19 protein-coding genes and 1 pseudogene are annotated in these 17,083 nt (G+C 56.4%); 9 read left to right on the plus strand and 11 right to left on the minus strand.

Annotated features, from left to right (window positions below):
- Positions 1-10: 10 nt before the first annotated feature.
- On the minus strand, positions 11-862 hold the full coding sequence (locus C230_RS19670) for a GDSL-type esterase/lipase family protein (protein ID WP_018131208.1): 852 nt from the start codon (positions 860-862) through the stop codon (positions 11-13).
- 53 nt (positions 863-915) lie between these two features.
- Here C230_RS19670 and C230_RS0106445 point away from each other — a divergent pair, with 53 nt between their 5' ends.
- Positions 916-1,842, plus strand: a complete 927-nt coding sequence (locus C230_RS0106445; protein ID WP_018131209.1) for an ABC transporter ATP-binding protein — start codon at positions 916-918, stop codon at positions 1,840-1,842.
- Complete coding sequence (locus C230_RS0106450; RefSeq protein ID WP_018131210.1) at positions 1,835-2,827, plus strand: ABC transporter permease; 993 nt, start codon at positions 1,835-1,837, stop codon at positions 2,825-2,827. The genes C230_RS0106445 and C230_RS0106450 overlap by 8 nt, the downstream gene beginning before the upstream one ends.
- 105 nt (positions 2,828-2,932) lie before the next feature.
- Here the strand turns inward: C230_RS0106450 and C230_RS0106455 are convergent, their stop codons facing one another.
- Positions 2,933-3,883, minus strand: coding sequence for an aldo/keto reductase family protein (locus tag C230_RS0106455; RefSeq protein WP_018131211.1), 951 nt, complete (start codon positions 3,881-3,883; stop codon positions 2,933-2,935).
- 94 nt (positions 3,884-3,977) lie between these two features.
- Positions 3,978-5,342 (minus strand): RsmF rRNA methyltransferase first C-terminal domain-containing protein, encoded by a 1,365-nt coding sequence (locus C230_RS0106460; protein ID WP_018131212.1) that lies wholly within the window; start codon positions 5,340-5,342, stop codon positions 3,978-3,980.
- A 95-nt stretch (positions 5,343-5,437) separates the two neighbouring features.
- Here C230_RS0106460 and acpS point away from each other — a divergent pair, with 95 nt between their 5' ends.
- Entirely contained in the window at positions 5,438-5,818 is a 381-nt protein-coding gene (gene acpS, locus C230_RS0106465; RefSeq protein ID WP_018131213.1) for a holo-ACP synthase, read from the plus strand.
- A gap of 60 nt (positions 5,819-5,878) precedes the next feature.
- Here acpS and sda read toward each other — a convergent pair.
- Positions 5,879-5,989, minus strand: a pseudogene (gene sda, locus C230_RS21900) (sporulation histidine kinase inhibitor Sda); the annotation flags it as partial.
- A gap of 316 nt (positions 5,990-6,305) precedes the next feature.
- On the opposite strand from sda, the gene C230_RS0106475 reads away from it, so the two are divergent.
- The 3 genes from C230_RS0106475 (at position 6,306) to C230_RS19675 (ending at position 10,613) form a co-directional block, all read left to right on the plus strand.
- Positions 6,306-6,854 (plus strand): phosphatase PAP2 family protein, encoded by a 549-nt coding sequence (locus tag C230_RS0106475; RefSeq protein WP_018131215.1) that lies wholly within the window; start codon positions 6,306-6,308, stop codon positions 6,852-6,854.
- A 127-nt stretch (positions 6,855-6,981) separates the two neighbouring features.
- A complete protein-coding gene (locus tag C230_RS0106480; protein WP_018131216.1) occupies positions 6,982-8,130 on the plus strand; it encodes a citrate/2-methylcitrate synthase in 1,149 nt (382 codons plus the stop codon).
- A 422-nt stretch (positions 8,131-8,552) separates the two neighbouring features.
- Positions 8,553-10,613 carry a YhgE/Pip domain-containing protein gene (locus C230_RS19675; RefSeq protein ID WP_018131217.1) on the plus strand — a complete coding sequence of 687 codons (2,061 nt, stop codon included), beginning with the start codon at positions 8,553-8,555 and terminating at the stop codon, positions 10,611-10,613.
- A gap of 119 nt (positions 10,614-10,732) precedes the next feature.
- On the opposite strand, the gene C230_RS0106490 is transcribed toward C230_RS19675, so the two are convergent.
- The 3 genes from C230_RS0106490 to C230_RS0106500 all read right to left on the minus strand — a co-directional run bounded on the left by C230_RS0106490 (position 10,733) and on the right by C230_RS0106500 (position 12,162).
- A complete protein-coding gene (locus C230_RS0106490) occupies positions 10,733-11,203 on the minus strand; it encodes a VanZ family protein (RefSeq protein WP_018131218.1) in 471 nt (156 codons plus the stop codon).
- 128 nt (positions 11,204-11,331) lie between these two features.
- The gene (locus C230_RS0106495) at positions 11,332-11,760 is read right to left on the minus strand and encodes a CBS domain-containing protein (protein ID WP_018131219.1); all 429 of its coding nucleotides are present in this window, start codon (positions 11,758-11,760) and stop codon (positions 11,332-11,334) included.
- 69 nt (positions 11,761-11,829) lie between these two features.
- Positions 11,830-12,162, minus strand: a complete 333-nt coding sequence (locus tag C230_RS0106500; RefSeq protein WP_018131220.1) for a DUF4383 domain-containing protein — start codon at positions 12,160-12,162, stop codon at positions 11,830-11,832.
- A gap of 203 nt (positions 12,163-12,365) precedes the next feature.
- Here C230_RS0106500 and C230_RS0106505 point away from each other — a divergent pair, with 203 nt between their 5' ends.
- Positions 12,366-12,599: a DUF3905 domain-containing protein gene (locus C230_RS0106505; RefSeq protein ID WP_018131221.1), complete on the plus strand. Its 234-nt coding sequence runs from the start codon at positions 12,366-12,368 to the stop codon at positions 12,597-12,599.
- Between the two features lie 44 nt (positions 12,600-12,643).
- On the opposite strand, the gene C230_RS0106510 is transcribed toward C230_RS0106505, so the two are convergent.
- Both C230_RS0106510 and C230_RS22435 read right to left on the minus strand, forming a co-directional pair.
- Positions 12,644-13,621 carry a M23 family metallopeptidase gene (locus tag C230_RS0106510; RefSeq protein WP_018131222.1) on the minus strand — a complete coding sequence of 326 codons (978 nt, stop codon included), beginning with the start codon at positions 13,619-13,621 and terminating at the stop codon, positions 12,644-12,646.
- An 11-nt stretch (positions 13,622-13,632) separates the two neighbouring features.
- Positions 13,633-13,785 carry a hypothetical protein gene (locus tag C230_RS22435; RefSeq protein ID WP_018131223.1) on the minus strand — a complete coding sequence of 51 codons (153 nt, stop codon included), beginning with the start codon at positions 13,783-13,785 and terminating at the stop codon, positions 13,633-13,635.
- 170 nt (positions 13,786-13,955) lie between these two features.
- Here C230_RS22435 and C230_RS19680 point away from each other — a divergent pair, with 170 nt between their 5' ends.
- Complete coding sequence (locus C230_RS19680; RefSeq protein WP_018131224.1) at positions 13,956-14,216, plus strand: DUF2621 family protein; 261 nt, start codon at positions 13,956-13,958, stop codon at positions 14,214-14,216.
- Between the two features lie 46 nt (positions 14,217-14,262).
- Here the strand turns inward: C230_RS19680 and C230_RS0106525 are convergent, their stop codons facing one another.
- Entirely contained in the window at positions 14,263-14,859 is a 597-nt protein-coding gene (locus C230_RS0106525) for a hypothetical protein (protein WP_018131225.1), read from the minus strand.
- Between the two features lie 92 nt (positions 14,860-14,951).
- On the opposite strand from C230_RS0106525, the gene C230_RS0106530 reads away from it, so the two are divergent.
- Entirely contained in the window at positions 14,952-16,151 is a 1,200-nt protein-coding gene (locus C230_RS0106530; protein ID WP_018131226.1) for an iron-containing alcohol dehydrogenase, read from the plus strand.
- On the opposite strand, the gene C230_RS19685 is transcribed toward C230_RS0106530, so the two are convergent.
- On the minus strand, positions 16,142-16,999 hold the full coding sequence (locus C230_RS19685; protein ID WP_018131227.1) for an alanine--tRNA ligase: 858 nt from the start codon (positions 16,997-16,999) through the stop codon (positions 16,142-16,144). The two genes, C230_RS0106530 and C230_RS19685, sit on opposite strands and share 10 nt — an antisense overlap.
- Between the last annotated feature and the right edge of the window lie 84 nt (positions 17,000-17,083).

Here is a 17,083-nt window from a genome sequence, read left to right on the forward strand (position 1 = left end):
AAGGTTTTTTCTATATGACGTCTTGCAGCATGCGCTGGGCGATCGCCTGGTAGCCTTGCGCGTTCGGGTGGAACTGGTCGACGCTCAGCAGTTTGGAACTGTTCCATGCGAACAGGTCTTGCGTCGGAACCAGCACAGCGTACGGGTACTTTGCAAGCACCTGCGAGGTTTGCAGGTTCCATTCGTCCAGGATCTGGAGGGCCGTTTGCTGGGACTGGCCGGTCAGCGGGAACGGATTGTACAGTCCGACGAACAAGACGGGTGCCTTCCCGTTAAGTGACCGAATCTCTTTTAAAATCCGGTCAAGTGCTTGCAGATACTGCTCTCTCGTCTGTTTGGCCAGCTGCGGATCCGGCGCGGTAACCGGTCCGGCACCCCGCACCAGGTCATTGCCGCCGATCGACAGGGTGATCAGGTGGGCAGCCTGGATTTCCTTTCGCACATCGGGCGATTGGATGTATTGCAACAGCTCGGGCGCCTTCATCCCGTTGACGCCCAAATTGGTGGTCAGCACTTTGTTTGTTGTCAGCTTCTGGAGTTCCGTTGTCAGGTATCCCACATACCCCTGACCGGTCTCGTCTCCGGTGCCGCGGGTCAGTGAATCTCCCAAAGCGACAACCCGGTAGTTGCCGTTGACCCGCGTCGGCGAAGCGGCAGGAACAGCGTCGGAGGCAGCGGGTGTATCACTGCCGGAACCTGCGTTCGGTTTTGCCTGGCTGGCCGGGTGCTTGTCCGCCGCGGCTTGCGGCGGCGGGCTGGCCTGCGAATCGCGAAATGCGAGAATCGCTCCGGCGCTGAGGAGCGAGAGACTGACGATCGACGTGGTTGCAATTGTATACCAGATGGTTTTTCCGCTTTGCACGTTTAAACCTCCTTCGTTATGATTATAACAAGAAATGGTCGGGAGGCCTAATGATGGCAGAGACAGACGTGATCTTATCGGTGCGCGGACTGCAAAAAACGATCGGCCGCAAAAAGTTGATACACAATATCTCGTTCGACGTGTACCAGGGGGAGGTGTTCGGATTTCTGGGACCGAACGGCGCCGGCAAGACCACAACGATCCGCATGCTGGTCGGTCTTATGAAGCCGACGGCCGGGACAATTCGGATCTGCGGACATGACCTGCAGCGGCAATTTGTGGAAGCGATGCGATACGTCGGCTGCATTGTCGAGAATCCGGAACTGTACAAGTTCCTGACCGGCCGCGAAAATCTGGAACAGTTTGCACGGATGCTGGACGGCGTGACGGAACAACGGATCGAGCAGGTGGTCCGGTTGGTTGGACTCGAAAACAGGATTGACGATAAAGTGAAAACCTATTCGTTGGGGATGCGGCAGCGCCTCGGAATTGCGCAAGCGCTGCTGGCGGAACCGAAGCTGCTGATTCTGGACGAGCCGACCAACGGGTTGGACCCGATCGGCATTCGGGAGCTGCGGGAGTTTGTCAGGCGGCTGGCGGAACAGGAGGGGGTCAGTGTGTTTATTTCCAGCCACCTGCTGAGCGAAATTGAAATGATGTGCGACCGCGTTGCGATTTTGCACCAGGGGAAATGTTTGTACACCGGTCCGGTGAAAGATCTGGTGCAGCGGGAAAACGGCGATACTCGCTGGAGAGTAAGCCCGTTGCAAGAGGCGTTTGAGATGATCGCGGCACAGCCGTATGTCCAACAGGCAAAAATCGAAGCGGACGCGATCCGCTGCCAGATTGCCCCGGAACGAATCCCCGAGTTGAACGGGTTGCTGGTTGCGAAAGGAATCCACGTGTATGCCATTCAGCAGGTGTCTCCATCACTGGAGGATCTGTTTGTGGAAATGACGGGGAGGGACAGAATTGCGTAAGTTCGTCGGATTGGTGGAAAACGAGACGATTAAACTGCTCAAGCGAAAACGGTTCCTCGTTGTGGTCCTGATCCTGGTCGGGCTGGTCACCCTGTTGGCCTACGCCCAGCAATGGACGCAGCAACGGATGTTGCAGCGGGTTGGAACGCTCGAATGGAAGCCGGTTGTCCAGCAGCAGATTGCCGATTACGAAAGCCGCATGCGCAACGCTTTTCTGTCGGAAGACCGCAAGCAATTGTATCAGCTGCGTATCGAGCAGGCTCGCTATTACCTGGCGCACGACATCAATCCTGCCGCACCGGGAACGGCCACTTTTGTCAGAACGTTCATGGATGCCAGCGTGTCGCTGTTGCTGCCTTTGCTTGTGGTGACGCTGGCGGCCGATCTGGTGTCCTCGGAGTGGGGAGACGGGACAATCAAGCTGCTGTTGACCAGGCCTGTCCCACGCTGGAAGATTCTGGCCGCCAAATATGCGGCGCTCATCTTGTTCGTGTCACTGACCGTGATGGCGGCCTTTCTGTCGGCAACGGTCGTCGGGGGATTGTTCTTCGGGTGGATGGGCTGGACGATGCCGGTTGCCACAGGGTTTTCCATCGTGGGCGGGACGCTGGATACATCGGGCGCTCACACCATCCCGCAATGGCAATATATTTTGCGTTCGTATGGCCTGGGCTGGGTCGTCTGCATGGCGGTGGCCACCATCACCTTCACCGTGTCGGTCATTGTACGGCAGACAGCAGCTGCGATGGGGCTGATGCTGGCCGCGCTGATCGGCGGCAATCTGTTGCTCGATCTGGCCAGCTCATGGACGGGAGCGAAATATCTGTTCATGGTCAATCTGCGAATCACCGGGTATCTGTCAGGCATCGTTCCACCGATTGAGGGGATGTCGCTGCCGTTCTCGCTGGCGGTATTGCTCGCCTGGGGAGCCGCTGCGCTGGCGCTGGGATTTGCGGTGTTCACGAAACGGGATGTGCTGGCGTGAAAAGGCAGACCGGCTTACGGCCTGCCTTCGTTGTTGGTGCTGCTTGAAGCCGCTCGGGTTGCCAGCCTGCAGCCCCCCGCGGTTACTGGTTCAGCGGCTAACCGCCTACGATTCCAGTACCTCGTCGATCGCCTGCAGCAGATCGGGCGTCAGTTTCACGCCGGACGCTTTCACGTTCTGTTCGATTTGTGCCGGCCGGGACGCGCCGATGATCGCCGAGGAGACACCCGGCTGGCGGAGGATCCAGGCGAGCGCCAGGTTTGCCAGCGGCATGCCGGCTTCCGCCGCGATTTTTTCCAGTTGGGCTGCTTTTTGCAGGTTATTCTCGGTCAAATAGCGCTCGATAAACATTTTTTGTTCCGGGTTGGCGGCCCGCGAGCCTTGCGGAACCGGTTGGCCCGGCTTGTATTTCCCGGTCAGCAATCCTTGCGCCAGCGGAGAAAATACGATCTGGCCGACCCCTTCCCGTTCACACAACGGCAATACCGATTCCTCGATATACCGGTTGAACATGTTATACACAGGCTGGTTGGAGATGATCCGGTCATACCCGTTTTTGTCGGCCAGGTGCAGGGCATCATTGATTTGTACGGCCGTCCACTCGGACACGCCGACATACAGCACTTTGCCTTGTGTGACCAGGTCGTCCAAGGCCTGTAATGTCTCATCGAGCGGCGTTTCCGGGTCAAACCGGTGGCATTGGTACAGATCGATATAATCAACGCCCAGTCGCTTTAACGAAGCATTGCACTGTTCGATGATATGTTTGCGGGACAGTCCCCGGTCGTTTGGGCCGTCGCCCATCGGAAAAAACACTTTGGTCGCCAGCACGTACGACTCGCGCGGGTATTTGCGGAGCGCTTCGCCGACTACTTTCTCCGATTCGCCGCGGGCATACACGTTGGCCGTGTCAAAAAAGTTGATTCCCAGCTCGTATGCTTTGTCAATACACCGGATCGCCGTTTCTTTTTCGACAGAACTGCCGTATGTAAGCCAACTCCCCAGCGAGATTTCGGACACCCGCAAGCCGCTTTTGCCCAATTTTCGATAGTTCATGACGAATCCCCCTTCGCAAAAGATAGCTACCAAGTTTATCCTATTCGTGTTTGCCCGACCAATTCCTGCTCCTGTGGCAATATTCAAGGCGAGATTACGGGATCCGCAAGCCTTTCGGATAATGATTTTTCAGCGTGCCCTGCACGACTTTGCCCCAGCCCAGCGGAAACCGCAGCACACATACGAGCGTCCATCCCGGTTCCCGTTCCATCAGCAATGTTTCGCCGCGCAGGTAACGGTGAATGTTTGGATCGTCAGGGTGAAAGGATACGGAGCGGACAACATCCGCTTGCTGCAGCGTCATTGCCAGGGTATGGGACGGTTCAAACCGATTTTTCTTCAGTTCGCCCAGATGCAGCCCCGGCCTGACCCATTTCAGCCCTTTCAGATCCGGCAGGGGATCGGGGAGCCGATACAGATGCCCGCCTTGCAGCAAATAGTGCTCCGCAGGCCAAGCGGTCGACAGATTGTCCCGCACAAATGATTGAAAAAGCGCGACGGCCTCGGCGGGAGCTTTTGCCTGAAATGGCTTCCATCGCGGTTCCGGGCCGTCCGTTTTCTCCAGCAGAGCGGCAAAATGGCCTTCCCCGCGCAGCCGGTGGGGCCACAACCGGACGGCATGCTGCAGCTCGCTGCGGCCTTGTCCCCATTCCGGGCGGGCCGGCGAAAACAGGGCGGCGTTCGGGAACGGACGGATGACGAATTCCGGATGCCGGGCCAGAAAGCCATCCAATACGGCTTCGTTTTCTTCCGGTGCAAAGGTGCAGGTGGAATAGACCAGTTTGCCGCCGGGACGCAGCATTTTTGCCGCTTCTTCCAGGATGTCGAGCTGCCGAACCGCGCAATGGGCGGCGCTCTCCGGCGACCATTCTTCACATGCGGCCTGATCTTTGCGGAACATGCCTTCGCCGGAGCAGGGGGCGTCGACCAGAATCCGGTCAAACCAACCGGGAAAAGCGGCGGCCAGCCGGGCGGGCGTTTCATTCAACACGACGGCGTTACGGACTCCCAGCCGCTCGATGTTTTCCGCCAGGATCTTGGCGCGGCTGGCGGTGAACTCATTGGCCACCAGGATTCCCCGCCCCTCCATATAGGCGGCCAGATGGGTGGCTTTGCCGCCGGGCGCGGCGCACAAATCGAGCACCCGTTCACCCGGTTGGGGAGCCAGCGCGGGCGCGATTGACATGGCGCTCGGTTCCTGGATATAGTACAAGCCGGCCGTATGAAACACATGTTTGCCGGGAGATTCCCCGTCCTGATAGTAAAAACCCTGGGGGGCCCACGCAACCTGTTCCAGCCGGAAAGGGGAGATCGCGAGGAACTCCGCAACCGGGATTTTCAGCGTGTTGACGCGCAGCCCCGTTGTTTTCGGCTCTGTGTAACTATTGAAAAAAAGGGCGGCTTCGTCTCCCAGCAACTTGCTCATCCGGCTGATGAAAACTTGCGGTAAGCCTTTCATAATCGTGCCTCCAACGGTATGCTAGAAATTACTATACCACAACAGTGAAGGCCGCATGATGCAAGGCGCTGCCGAAATCTGGAGGTGCAGGCGGATTGTTGATCGGTGTCGACATGGTGGAAATCGGACGGATTGAACGACTTGCGGAAAACCCCGCATTTTTGCAACGGGTCTATACAGCAAACGAACTGCAGCTTGTCCAAGGAGCGTCAAAACAGAGAAAATTGGAAGTTCTCGCAGGGCGGTTTGCAATCAAGGAAGCTGTCGCCAAAGCGTTTGGCACCGGCATTTCCGGCGGACTGACATTTCACGATATTGAAACGATGCGCGGACCGAACGGAGAACCGGTTGTCAGCCTGCATGGCAAAGCGCGGCAACTGGCGGAGGCTGCAGGCGTGGTGCACGTTAAAGCGAGCCTGTCGCACGCGGCCGGCCTGGCGATCGCTTTCGTGCTGCTCGAACAAAATGCCGGTTGAATCGAGTTGGCTGATCGGCTGCAATTCAAGCCGAATGCGATTCGAGTTTTCTTTTCGCAGACCCCGCACTTGAATTTCTTTTCGCAGCAGTTCGATAAACTGCTCGTCCAGTTTCAGTTCCACCGCATGTTTGTATGCTTCCAACAATACTTCGTCGCTGAGCAAACGCATCTCGATCACCTCAGGGCGAAATTTTGGAATTTTTTCGTGTGTGAGACTATCGTATCATTCCCCTATGATCAGAACAAGTGTTCTAATTATCCACAAGGTGCTGTTGATAATGTGTGAACAGGTTGTGGAAAAGGTGTGGAAAAACTCTCCCGGCGTATCGGGGCCGGGTGTGAAAAAAGGGGATAAAGTTATACACAGTTTCTCCGGTCTGTCGTTTTGTGCCGAAAATTTTTTCCATAAGCAAAAGAGGGCATGTTCTATTTTCTTTTACCCAAATCTAATGCATAATAAACACATTGAGGGAGGAGAAATGGACATGCTGCGGGTTCGCACCCTGATTCTGGAAGGAGATCGGAAACTTCTCACTTCCCTGCTGCGGTTTCGTGCATTCAGGACATTGAACGCGTTGATGCGGGTAATCACTGTTTTCGGCGGGGCCGTCTTCAGTGTCGGAATCGTGTTGTTGCTTTTGCTTGTGTCGGACGGACGGACCAAACAAGCGGCGTCCGTGGCGGCTGTCGGGTTGGCGGGAAGTTTTCTGATCGTGCAATGCATCAAAAAAACGGTCAAACGCTTCCGCCCGTATCTGGTGATAGCGGAGATCAAGCTGCTGGGCAAGCCGCTAAAAGATCATTCTTTTCCATCCGGTCACACCACTTCGATCTTTTCCATCGTGACCGCTTTTGCGCTCGCGTTCCCCGCGCTGGCGGTATGGTTTTACGGATTGGCGGCGCTGGTGGGAGTTTCGAGGGTGTATCTCGGCTTTCATTATCCATCCGACGTATTGGCCGGCATTCTGATTGGTGCCGGATGTTCGATCGGATCGCATTTCGCGCTGCATTCCTGGTTATTGCAAGGCGCATAGCAACCGTGCTTTTTTTGCACCCTATTTGTGGATGGAGAAAATATGGTATTATATTCTAGCAGAATCTGCACGCGTACATAGAAATTCAGCATGGTCGCTGATATTTCATCAGGGGGTGGAAGACAAAATGACAACTCAAGTGAAAGCTGGACTGGAAGATGTAGTGGCGGGTACGTCCGAAATCTGTTTTGTCGACGGTGAAAAAGGCCGCTTGGTGTATCGCGGATACGATATCAACGAGCTGGTCGGAAAAGCCTCATTCGAAGAAGTGGTGTATCTTTTGTGGCACGGCAAGCTGCCCAACCGGACCGAACTTGACCAGCTGGAGGCCGAACTGCAAAAATATCGCGACATTCCGGCTGACGTGTTGGAACTGGTACGGACGCTGGCGCAACACCCGGCCGGTGCCACCGGCATGGAAGTCCTGCGGACGGCTGTCAGCTATCTCGGCGCCGTGGACGCGGACAAATCGATGGATCGGGAAACCCATCTCAAGCAAGCTGCCAAACTGATCGCTCTGTCCGCTTCGATCACGGCTGCCTTCGGCCGCTTTAAAAAAGGGCTCGAGTACGTGCCGCCGCGCAGCGATCTGAATCATGCGGCCAATTTCCTCTACATGCTGAATGGACAAGAACCTGACCAGTTGGCGGTCGAAGCGTTTGATGTAGCGCTGATTCTCCATGCCGACCACGAGTTAAACGCTTCCACATTCGCCGGCCGCGTGACGGTCGCCACATTGTCCGACTTGTATTCGGGCGTCACCTCCGCCATCGGCGCGTTGAAAGGGCCGCTGCACGGGGGAGCGAACGAAGATGTGATGCGCATGCTGATGGAGATCGGTTCCGTCGAGAACACGGCCAAGGAAGTGCAGGCGCGCCTGGACAGCGGCGAAAAAATCCCAGGGTTCGGCCACCGCGTGTACCGCAACTACGACCCGCGCGGCCTGGTGTTGAAACGGTACGCCAAGGAACTGACGGCGAAAGCGGGCAACACCAAATGGTTTGAAATGACCGAGATCACCGAGGATGTCGTGCTGAAACATTTCGAGAGAAAAGGCAAGGAACTCAAATACAACGTCGACCTGTATTCCGGCTGCCTGTACGATGCGATGGGTATTCCGGTCGAACTGTTCACCCCGATTTTTGTGATGAGCCGGATGTCCGGCTGGACTGCTCATTTCCTAGAGCAGTACGCGAACAACCGGATCATTCGTCCGCGCGCCGAATATACCGGTCCTGTCGATCTGGAATTCGTGCCGGTCGATCAACGCCAATAAGCAAGCAGCTTCGAACCCCTGCGTCAGCGGGGGTTTTTCGTTGTGGTACGCACAGCATGGGCGTCATCTATAAGGTGAAAGTCTCGAACGGGGGATCGCGAGCGCCTACCGTTAGCCAAAAGCAAGGGTTTCCGTCGTGAGGCGGGATCTGGAGAAGGCTGTTATAGCCCGGATGAGCCTTCAGGACAAGGTGGAATAAAAAAAAGCCAAAAGCTATGGCAGTAGCTCTCTTACTCGATTGTGGGCTGCAGGGATCCCGCGTGATCGGTCATGTTTCTTTGAATCGGGCAGCTTTGGAGAGATAACAGCTTACGATCAGGAAAATTGCAGAAGCGCAGCTGTTTATCGTTTTTGTACTGACTAGTCAGTTTAAAATAAGATAAGGGTGTGTTTTTAACAAACGGGAAAGGAGGGAATCTGCAATGGATGGTTTGCGCGTCGCCAAATACGAGTGGAGAGCCATTTTTCGCAATCCAAAAGCCATAATTTCGATCATTGCATTGCTGCTGGTTCCGCTCTTGTACAGCTACCTGTATCTGTGGGCGTTTTGGGATCCGTACGAACGGCTGGACCATCTGCCGGTAGCGGTGGTCAACCAGGACCAGGGCGCCGAAATGGACGGAAAACCGGTCAACATCGGCCAGGAATTGGTTGATAAACTGAAATCGGATCCCAAACTGAAATGGGAGTTTACGTCTTACGAGAAAGCACGGGAGGGGCTTGAAAACCAGCGGTATTACATGATGGTGCAGATTCCGGCCGATTTTTCGAAAAAAGCGGCGAGCCTGTCGCAAACAAAGCCGCAACAGGCGGAAATCCTCTTTGTGCCGAATGAAAGCCGCAATTTGCTGGCCTCCCAGCTGGGGGCGCGGGCGATGGAGGAAATGAGGGCGCAAATCCAGAGGCAACTGACGGAAAAATATGCGGAGGTTCTGTTTGAGAAGCTGGGTGACACCGGAAAAGGCCTGGCAGATGCCGCATTCGGAGCCTATCAACTGTCGGACGGACTGCTTACAGTAAAACAGGGAACCGTACAATTGCATGACGGTGCCGGCAAACTGTCCTCAGGTGCCCGCCAGTTGAACGATGGTGCCCAACAGCTGTACGGCGGACTGCAGAGCCTGGAATCCGGCCTGAAACAGGCGAGCGACGGCAGTGCGCGACTGGCAGCAGGACTTGCCAAGTTGAACGATAAAGGCAAGGAGTTGTCGCAGGGAGCCGGGCAGCTGGCCGCCGGGCTGCAACCGATTTCCCAGGCAATCGCCAGAATTGCCCCGGACTTGCAGCAAACCAGTACAGGACTGAAACAACTTGCGCCGGTCGCTGGCGACACACTGACGCAATGGCAGGCGCTGGTAGCTAAACATCCGGAATTGTTGCAGGATCCGGAAGGACAAAAACTGGCACGAGAGCTGGGCGAGATATCGCAGACTGTGCCAAAAGCGGCGGCTGCAAGCGAGCAGATTGCCACCGCGTTGAACCAGGCGGCTCCAGGCGTCGCCCGGTTGGCCGCTGGCAGCCAACAATTGGCAAGTGGTGTCGAGCAATATGTGACAGGGGTAGGACAGGCGAAAGACGGGGCCCAGCAAGTGGCCGAGGGTTTCAAGCGGCTGTATGAAGGAGCCGGCAAGCTGACGGCTGGAGCTGCCAACCTGGCAGCCGGAAGCGGTTCGCTGGCTGTGGGTGGAACAACGCTGCAAAACGGGGTCGACCGGTTGGCGTCCGGTGTGGTCAAATTGGCGGACGGATCCAAGGAGTTGGCGTCCAAATTGGCCGAAGGCTCACAGCAGGTGAATGACGGAATCGCCGATTCCAAAGACAAGGCGAACATGATCGCCGAGCCGGTGCAGTTGGAGGAAAACAAACTGCACCCAGTACCGAATTACGGTACAGGCTTTTCTCCCTACTTTATTTCCCTTGCGCTCTATGTCGGCGCGTTGCTGTTGTTTATCATTCTGGACGTCCGCCGGGTGGCGGTGCAGCCGAAACGGGCTACCGCTTGGCTGTTTGGAAAATTTTCCGTGTACGCAGCGATTGGCGTGTTGCAGGCGTTGATCGTCGGCTATTCCCTGCAGGCCGGACTGGGACTGCAGGTGGTCAACCAGCCGATGTTTTATGCGATGTGTATGTTGATATCTGTCACGTTTGTCGTTCTGATACAGGGGCTGATCACCGTTTTTGGGGAAGCCGGCCGATTTTTGGCGATTGTCATTCTGATGTTGCAACTGACATCTTCGGCTGGCACATTCCCGCTCGAGATGACGCCCGAGTTCTTCCAGTCGCTCAATCCGTACCTGCCGATGACGTATACGGTTGCAGGCCTGAAAGCGGTTATTTCGAACGGGGACAGCAGCTGGATATGGGCGAATGTCCGCACACTGGCGCTCTTTACAATAGGGGTTGCGGTGGTCACGGTGCTGTTGTCGCTACGCCGTTACCCGGGCGCAAAAACAAAAAGTGTGGCGGAAAGCGCCACCGCCTGATCGAGGACGTGACTCCACCCGATCTCCAGCGCGGAGGAGATGCCCGACATCTCCCGGACGCCTTTACCGTTCTTGCCAATCCAAAGGAACTTTCACCCGGCAAACCACGCCGGGTCTTTTTATGCACTTTTCCCGATGAGGACAATCAGAGCTATGCCGAGCGAATCGACCGCCACGTCGATCGGATGGCCTGTGCGGCCAGGGACGAACGTTTGGTGCCATTCGTCGGAAGCTGCATACAGCAGGGCGATGCACGCGCTCGCGAGCAGGATCTTGCAACGGGTGAGAGACGTGTATGCAAGCGTGCGAATCCAGAGAAACGTGAGGATCGCGTATTCGCTGACATGGGCCGCTTTGCGGATGAAAAATTCCAGCATGCCGTAAGGCTGTTTCCATGTCACCAAATCGTGGTCATAGTAAAATTCGATGTGCGGCAACCATCGCTCCAACGCGGATGCAGAGATCCAGGCGGCCAGTTTTGGCTTCAGATCCTGTTGCGCGTAAGGTTCTGCCGATTTCAGGAAGATCAAGGCCATGAACGCCAGTGTCAGCGCGAACCAGACATAGGCTCGCCAATTTTTTTGCAACATCAACGGGCACCCCCTTTCGGTGGAATTTCCTTTCCTGATTCTACCTTCAGGGCTGTTTTTTTGCCAAGGGGCAGGTGTTGGGGAATAAGGAAGGACAGGGCTCCCCCTGTCCTTTCCCACGCGATCGTTTAATGTTGCGGTTGGCTTGGTTCCGAAATCTCCGAGAGGGCGTAACCGGCCTCATTTTCGTGAATCGAGACGGTTGCCAGGTCGCCGATCGCCACGATGCCGACGAGACGGCCGTTTTCCACCACCGGCAAGCGGCGGATTTGGTGTTCAGCCATCAGATCGGCTGCCCGGTGGGCGTCCATATCCGGCGTGCCGGTCACCACAGAGCTGGTCATGCAGTTTTTGACGCGGGCGGTGTTGACATCCTGGCCTTTCGCCACCACATTCAGCACGATGTCGCGGTCGGTGACCACTCCCACCAGCTTGTCCCCTTCCACCACCGGTACAATCCCTACGTCGATATTGCGCATTATTTGAGCAGCCTGTACAACCGTGTCTTGGGGACTGCATGTTTGAACGTCACTTGTCATGAGTTCCCGCAATTTCATGGTATCGCCTCCTGATTCAAAGTAAGGAAAAAAAGACTGCGGAAGATCCCCCGCAGTCTGTAGGATGAGCTATTCGGCTGTCCGATATACTCCGGCCCACATTCCCCAGCCGCCGAGCGCAAAATGCAGCATGTTTTCGAGTGGTTCCAGGTGTATTCCCCCGAGCGGGGAGACGAAGAATCCGACGATGCCGAGCAGCAGCAGCAAAGGACCGGCAACGACGGCGTACAAGCGGGCTTTTTGGTTGGCTGCGGCCGCCAGCGCCAATACGCCCAGCATGAGATGGAGCAGATTGTGAACAGCATCAAACTGAATCAATCCGGCCAAATGGCTGACAAAAAAACCGAGTATGCCGAGAATCAGGAAAATCCAGCCGGCAGTGCGGGCGAACGTGGTTGCCAATTTGCATCCCTCCCGGAAGATCAATCCTGTCTACTACAGATAGATACGCGCCTGATACAAACCGTAAGACAGATTTTTTGATCGATACAGAAGGAGGGCTCGATTGGCGGGAGCGCCTCACCCGCTTTGCCAGCATGTACCGGATTGTGTTCTGTCATGAGCGCGTGCCGTAGAGGGGAGACTAGGAAGAGGAGGTGGGAACCATGGCCGACATCAACCCGCCTTTGCGGGAAAAAAAGGCACCCTGGCGGGATACGCCGCTGGAACACTGGAGCCGGGAGATCGATCCGGCGATCCTGTCGGGCGACCAGTGGGCGGACAATGAACGCGACCCAGGATCGGAGAGAAGAGAGAACCAGTACTTGCTGTCAGGCGAAGTTCCCCTGCTGGCTCCCTTTATGCATCCTACACATGACGTCACCTACGGGGATGAGTAGCCAAAAGCCCGCTCGATCGGATGAGCGGGCTTTTGTTGACGTTTTTATTTTTTCTGTGACTGGAGTTCCCAGCGGCGCAAATACGGCGTCGGGTCAAACGCAAATTCCCTCGTCCCGGTATCGCGATACATTCCGTAGTGCAGGTGGGGGGCGAATTTTCCGGATGTTCCCGGTTTGCCGTAGCCGGAAGAGCCGACATATCCGATCACCTGGCCAGGGGTGACGATGCTGCCGATCTGGATCCCTTTTTTGAAGCTGGACAGGTGGGCATAGTAGTGGTACACATTGTTGAGATCGCGAATTCCAATGCGCCAGCCGCCGTAATCGTTCCACCCTTTCAATTCGACGAACCCGTAAGTGGTGGCAACCACGGGCGTGCCGTAGTCGGCAAATATGTCGGTTCCTTCATGTATCCGCCTGCCGCCCCAGCCCCTGCGGTCCCCCCACGTGCTGCGGTAGGTGTAGTTGTACTGCTTGGGAATGGGAAAGGCGTTGCCGTGCAGTTCGGTTGTCCCAAACTGGTTGTAGATTCGGGCAAAATGGGTGATCCGGTCGACGATCAACGATTCGTGATAATGATTCCACAGCGCGATTCGGATATCTTCTTCCGAAGTGCCGTTGGTACCCAGCAAGATCCCCAACGCGTACAGGACATCCTGTTCGTTTTTCGGATCGGCGATTCCATCCTGGTTGCCGTCCCGGCCGATGCCTCCATAGACGCGAATCGTCCCCTCATAACGGTCCTGCTGGTTGGGATTGAGCGACCCGCACCACAACCCGGCCGGCATTTCAATCACCGTTTCGCCGGATCCCTTTTTTTTCTTCCATTGCAGACTGGATTCATATTGGTAAATCGCCGCAATGTAATACCATGGGACTTTGGTTGCCGCGGCCGCTTGCTTGAACTTCCCGATGGGATCCGAATGGGGGGCAGACTCGCCCCGATTTTCCGCGAAAGCGGGAGTTCCGGCCAGCAACGAGACTATCACGATATACAGGAGAACACGCAAAGCTTTCAGCATGGTCTATCACCTCAATACTCGTCAATCTGGGTGATCTTGCCGATGGCAACCATCGGATCCAGCTTGCGCGCCCGCTTCAACAAGCTTTCATGGCTCGGATCCGCCAGATCAAAATGGAAAAATTTGATTCCCTTGCGCTGTTCACGCCGGACTGCAGGTCGCATCTCGGTTCTCTCCTTGTCGATTGAAGATATCGTACCCATAGTGTCTACCGAAACCGGAAATCGGTTGACAGGAAAAATCCGCCTCCCACGCCCGCCACTGGAAACGTCGGCGCGACAATGGTAGAATCGGGAATGATTGATCACACATGTTGGAACAAGGGGCGTGAACCATGGAATATACCGAAACAGCAAAGCAACTGTTGGAGGAGCTGCTCGCTCCCATCCCGTTTTTTGTACGGCCGATGGCGAAAAAGATGATCGACAAAAAAATCCGGGAAGTCGCTGCAGGGCAAGGACATACCCAGATTGAAGAAGACGACGTGATTCGCGGCTACATTCTCGCCGGCGAGCAGAAAGATCAGAAGCGAATCAAGGATTTTCTAGTGAAAAAAGGGATCGACCTGACGCCCTATCAAGACCTGTTCAAGTAAGAGCACAGCTCGGACATACTCCCAACCCGACCAAGCGGTTCGGGATTCAACGCGTATCTTTCGTCCACCACAGTCCGCCGTCGCCGATCGCGTTGATCTGCACGAAGCGGGTGTCGGTCCCCGGCCGGATGATGATAAATCCGCGCGATTGGGTGACGTCCGCCTTGATTTTGGTCGTGTCGCGGAAGTACGCTTCGATGCTTTTGATATAGGGATTGTGCACCGTACCAAACAGCACGCCGTTATCCGGATCCCATGGATTGCCCGCAATGATCGTGTTGTAGGTCACCAGTTGATCCTGCGGGTCGCCCGGCGGGATCGGAATGCGCTCGAGGATGCGGACGTTTCCACCCTGTTTTGTGACAACTGCCAGACCGTCATTGTTCGGGATGCTGTACAATACATAGGAGACGCGTCGGGTATGGGCGGTCTGGCGGATTTGCAGGGATCGCGCCCGGTCGGCACTCAGTTTCATATGGTCGGCCAGCAGCCGTTCGACAACCGGCAGATCCAGTTCGCTGACCGGCCCTTGTCCGATCACTCCCTGGATGGCGGGACCTCCCGTTTTCGGAACCGCCTGCCGGGCGCAAGCGGGCAGCATGATCAAAGCGACGACGAGCAGACAATGGATCAGGTAGCGCACAAAGAGCCCCCCTATACGGTGATTCTCAGAATTAGAATTTCCTAACGGGGGGATGCCAATACAAATGCATGCAGAAAAAGGAGGGGATCTCAATGTTGAATTTCCAGTTGCACATGCCGACCCGGATTTTGTTTGGCGCGGGAGAAGTCGAGAAGGCGGGGGAGGAAGCGGCCCAATACGGCCGCAAGCTGCTGCTGGTGACCGGCCGCACTGCCACGAAAAAAACGGGTGTCCTCGACCGCGTCGTACGCTCGTTACAAACGGCAGGCCTAGAGGTGCTGGTGTTCGACCGGATTGAGCCGAATCCGCGGGCTGCCACGATTGATGAAGGAGGCCGCATCGCCCGTGAAGCAAAATGTAACGCGGTCATCGCGCTTGGCGGCGGTTCCGTGATGGACGCGGCGAAGGCGATCGCCACAGTGGCCGTTTCCAACCGACCCATCCATGAATACTTGGCGGGCGGCCAGACGGGACTGTGGAAGGAACTGCTGCCGATCCGGGAGGCGCTGCCTGTTATCACGATTCCGACGCTGGCGGCAACCGGATCGGAAGCCAACTCCATCGCAGTGGTGACCAATTGGGAAACGAAGGAAAAAGCGAGCATTTCCGGACCGGCTCTGTTTCCTGTCGTCGCCATTCTCGATCCGGAACTGACCTATACGGTACCTGCTTCCTATACGGCTGACGGGTGTGCCGACATTTTCACCCATTTGTATGAGGGCTATCTGACGGGCGAAGGGAATGCGCATGTGCAGGACGAGATCACGGAGGGATTGATGCGGACCGTCATCCGGTTCTCCCGGACGGTACTGGACGATCCGACCAATTACGAGGCGCGGGCGGCAATTCTGTGGGCCAGCACGCTGGCGTTGATCGGCATCGCTGGCGCTGGTCGCGGCGGCTCGTTCCCGCTGCACCAGATGGAGCATCCTCTGTCGGGCCACTACGATATTTCGCACGGCAGGGGACTGGCGATTCTGGCGCCCGCCTATTTTCGCCATGTATACCGGGACCGGCCGGAACGGTTTGCCCGGATGGGCAGGCGGGTGTTCGGCGTGCAGGAAACGGATGATCTGAAAGCGGCGGAAGCGGCGATCGCGGCGGTGGAAGCCTGGTTTGCCGAAATCGGTGTCGCCGGTTCCCTGAAAAAACAAGGCATCCCGCGGGATGCCTTGGCCCGGATGGCGGCCGACGCGGTCCGCATCGGCGGCCGCGGCAACGGATTCATCCCGGGGATTCGCGAATTGCGGGAGCCTGACGTGCTGGCGATTTATGAAGCTTGTTACGAATAGGACCGATTTTCCGTTTGCTCTGTGAGCAGGTGCAGTGCTTGCTCCAGCACCGTTTGGGGGTTGCCGGTTCCAGCGCCGCCGCCTTGGGCGATGGAATCGTTGCCGCCCCCTTTTCCGTTGACCAGAGGCAAAACGGCTCTCAGCAGGGACACCATCGACAGGTTGACATCGTTTGCTTTGGCAAACACGAGATTCGTTTTGTCTCCTGCGCTTGCCAACAGCGCCACGCGGTTGGCGGCGGCCGTCACAAATCCAGCCAGACGTTGCAGTTCCTGCATCGGCCGATTCTCGTAGACGGCGGCGGAGACCAGCAATGATCCGACCAGTTGAGCTTGGTTCCGCAATTGTTCCGCTTCGTGTTGCAATAAGGTCTGTTTTGTTTCCTGCAGGCTTCGCTCCAGTTCCTTGCGGTCGTTCATCAGCTTGGCAGCGGAAGCGTACAGCTCGCTTTCGCCCGTGCCCAACAGTCGTCCCAGTTCGCGCAGGATTTGTTGCTTGCGGTCCATCGCGGCAACCGCTCTACCGCCGCAAACGAACTCGATTCGGGTGCCGGCTTTGTATTTTTCCCATGCCAGGACTTTGACGAAGCCGATCTCTCCCGTCCGGGCGGGATGTGTGCCGCCGCAAGGCGAATGGTCAAAATCGGCGACCGTCACGATCCGGATGTTTTCAGTAACGGAAGGCGGTTTGCGCAACGGCAGCCGCTTTGCTTCTTCCGGTTCGACAAACGCGGCTGTGATCGGCCGATTTTCAAAAATGACGCGGTTGACCAGCTTTTCGACCGCCGCCACTTCCTCGGGCAGCAGCGGGTGGCGGGCAATATCGACCGTTACCACTTCCTTGCCCATATGAAAGCCGAACGTCTCCGCATCATACAGCTGTTCAAAAGCGGCAGACAGCAGGTGCTGGCCGGCATGCTGCTGTAGAACAAT

The organism is Effusibacillus pohliae DSM 22757, assembly GCF_000376225.1.
GTDB lineage: Bacteria > Bacillota > Bacilli > Tumebacillales > Effusibacillaceae > Effusibacillus > Effusibacillus pohliae.

Coding starts and splice junctions, on each gene's coding strand:
- C230_RS0106480 (WP_018131216.1), top strand. CDS start 6,982: ATGACAACTCAAGTGAAAGCTGGACTGGAAGATGTAGTGGCGGGTACG.
- C230_RS22435 (WP_018131223.1), bottom strand. CDS start 13,785: ATGCGACCTGCAGTCCGGCGTGAACAGCGCAAGGGAATCAAATTTTTC.
- C230_RS0106455 (WP_018131211.1), bottom strand. CDS start 3,883: ATGAACTATCGAAAATTGGGCAAAAGCGGCTTGCGGGTGTCCGAAATC.
- C230_RS19675 (WP_018131217.1), top strand. CDS start 8,553: ATGGATGGTTTGCGCGTCGCCAAATACGAGTGGAGAGCCATTTTTCGC.
- C230_RS0106495 (WP_018131219.1), bottom strand. CDS start 11,760: ATGAAATTGCGGGAACTCATGACAAGTGACGTTCAAACATGCAGTCCC.
- C230_RS0106475 (WP_018131215.1), top strand. CDS start 6,306: ATGCTGCGGGTTCGCACCCTGATTCTGGAAGGAGATCGGAAACTTCTC.
- C230_RS0106530 (WP_018131226.1), top strand. CDS start 14,952: ATGTTGAATTTCCAGTTGCACATGCCGACCCGGATTTTGTTTGGCGCG.
- C230_RS0106445 (WP_018131209.1), top strand. CDS start 916: ATGGCAGAGACAGACGTGATCTTATCGGTGCGCGGACTGCAAAAAACG.
- C230_RS19685 (WP_018131227.1), bottom strand. CDS start 16,999: ATGGGCAAGGAAGTGGTAACGGTCGATATTGCCCGCCACCCGCTGCTG.
- C230_RS0106505 (WP_018131221.1), top strand. CDS start 12,366: ATGGCCGACATCAACCCGCCTTTGCGGGAAAAAAAGGCACCCTGGCGG.
- C230_RS0106460 (WP_018131212.1), bottom strand. CDS start 5,342: ATGAAAGGCTTACCGCAAGTTTTCATCAGCCGGATGAGCAAGTTGCTG.
- C230_RS19680 (WP_018131224.1), top strand. CDS start 13,956: ATGGAATATACCGAAACAGCAAAGCAACTGTTGGAGGAGCTGCTCGCT.
- C230_RS0106490 (WP_018131218.1), bottom strand. CDS start 11,203: ATGTTGCAAAAAAATTGGCGAGCCTATGTCTGGTTCGCGCTGACACTG.
- C230_RS0106510 (WP_018131222.1), bottom strand. CDS start 13,621: ATGCTGAAAGCTTTGCGTGTTCTCCTGTATATCGTGATAGTCTCGTTG.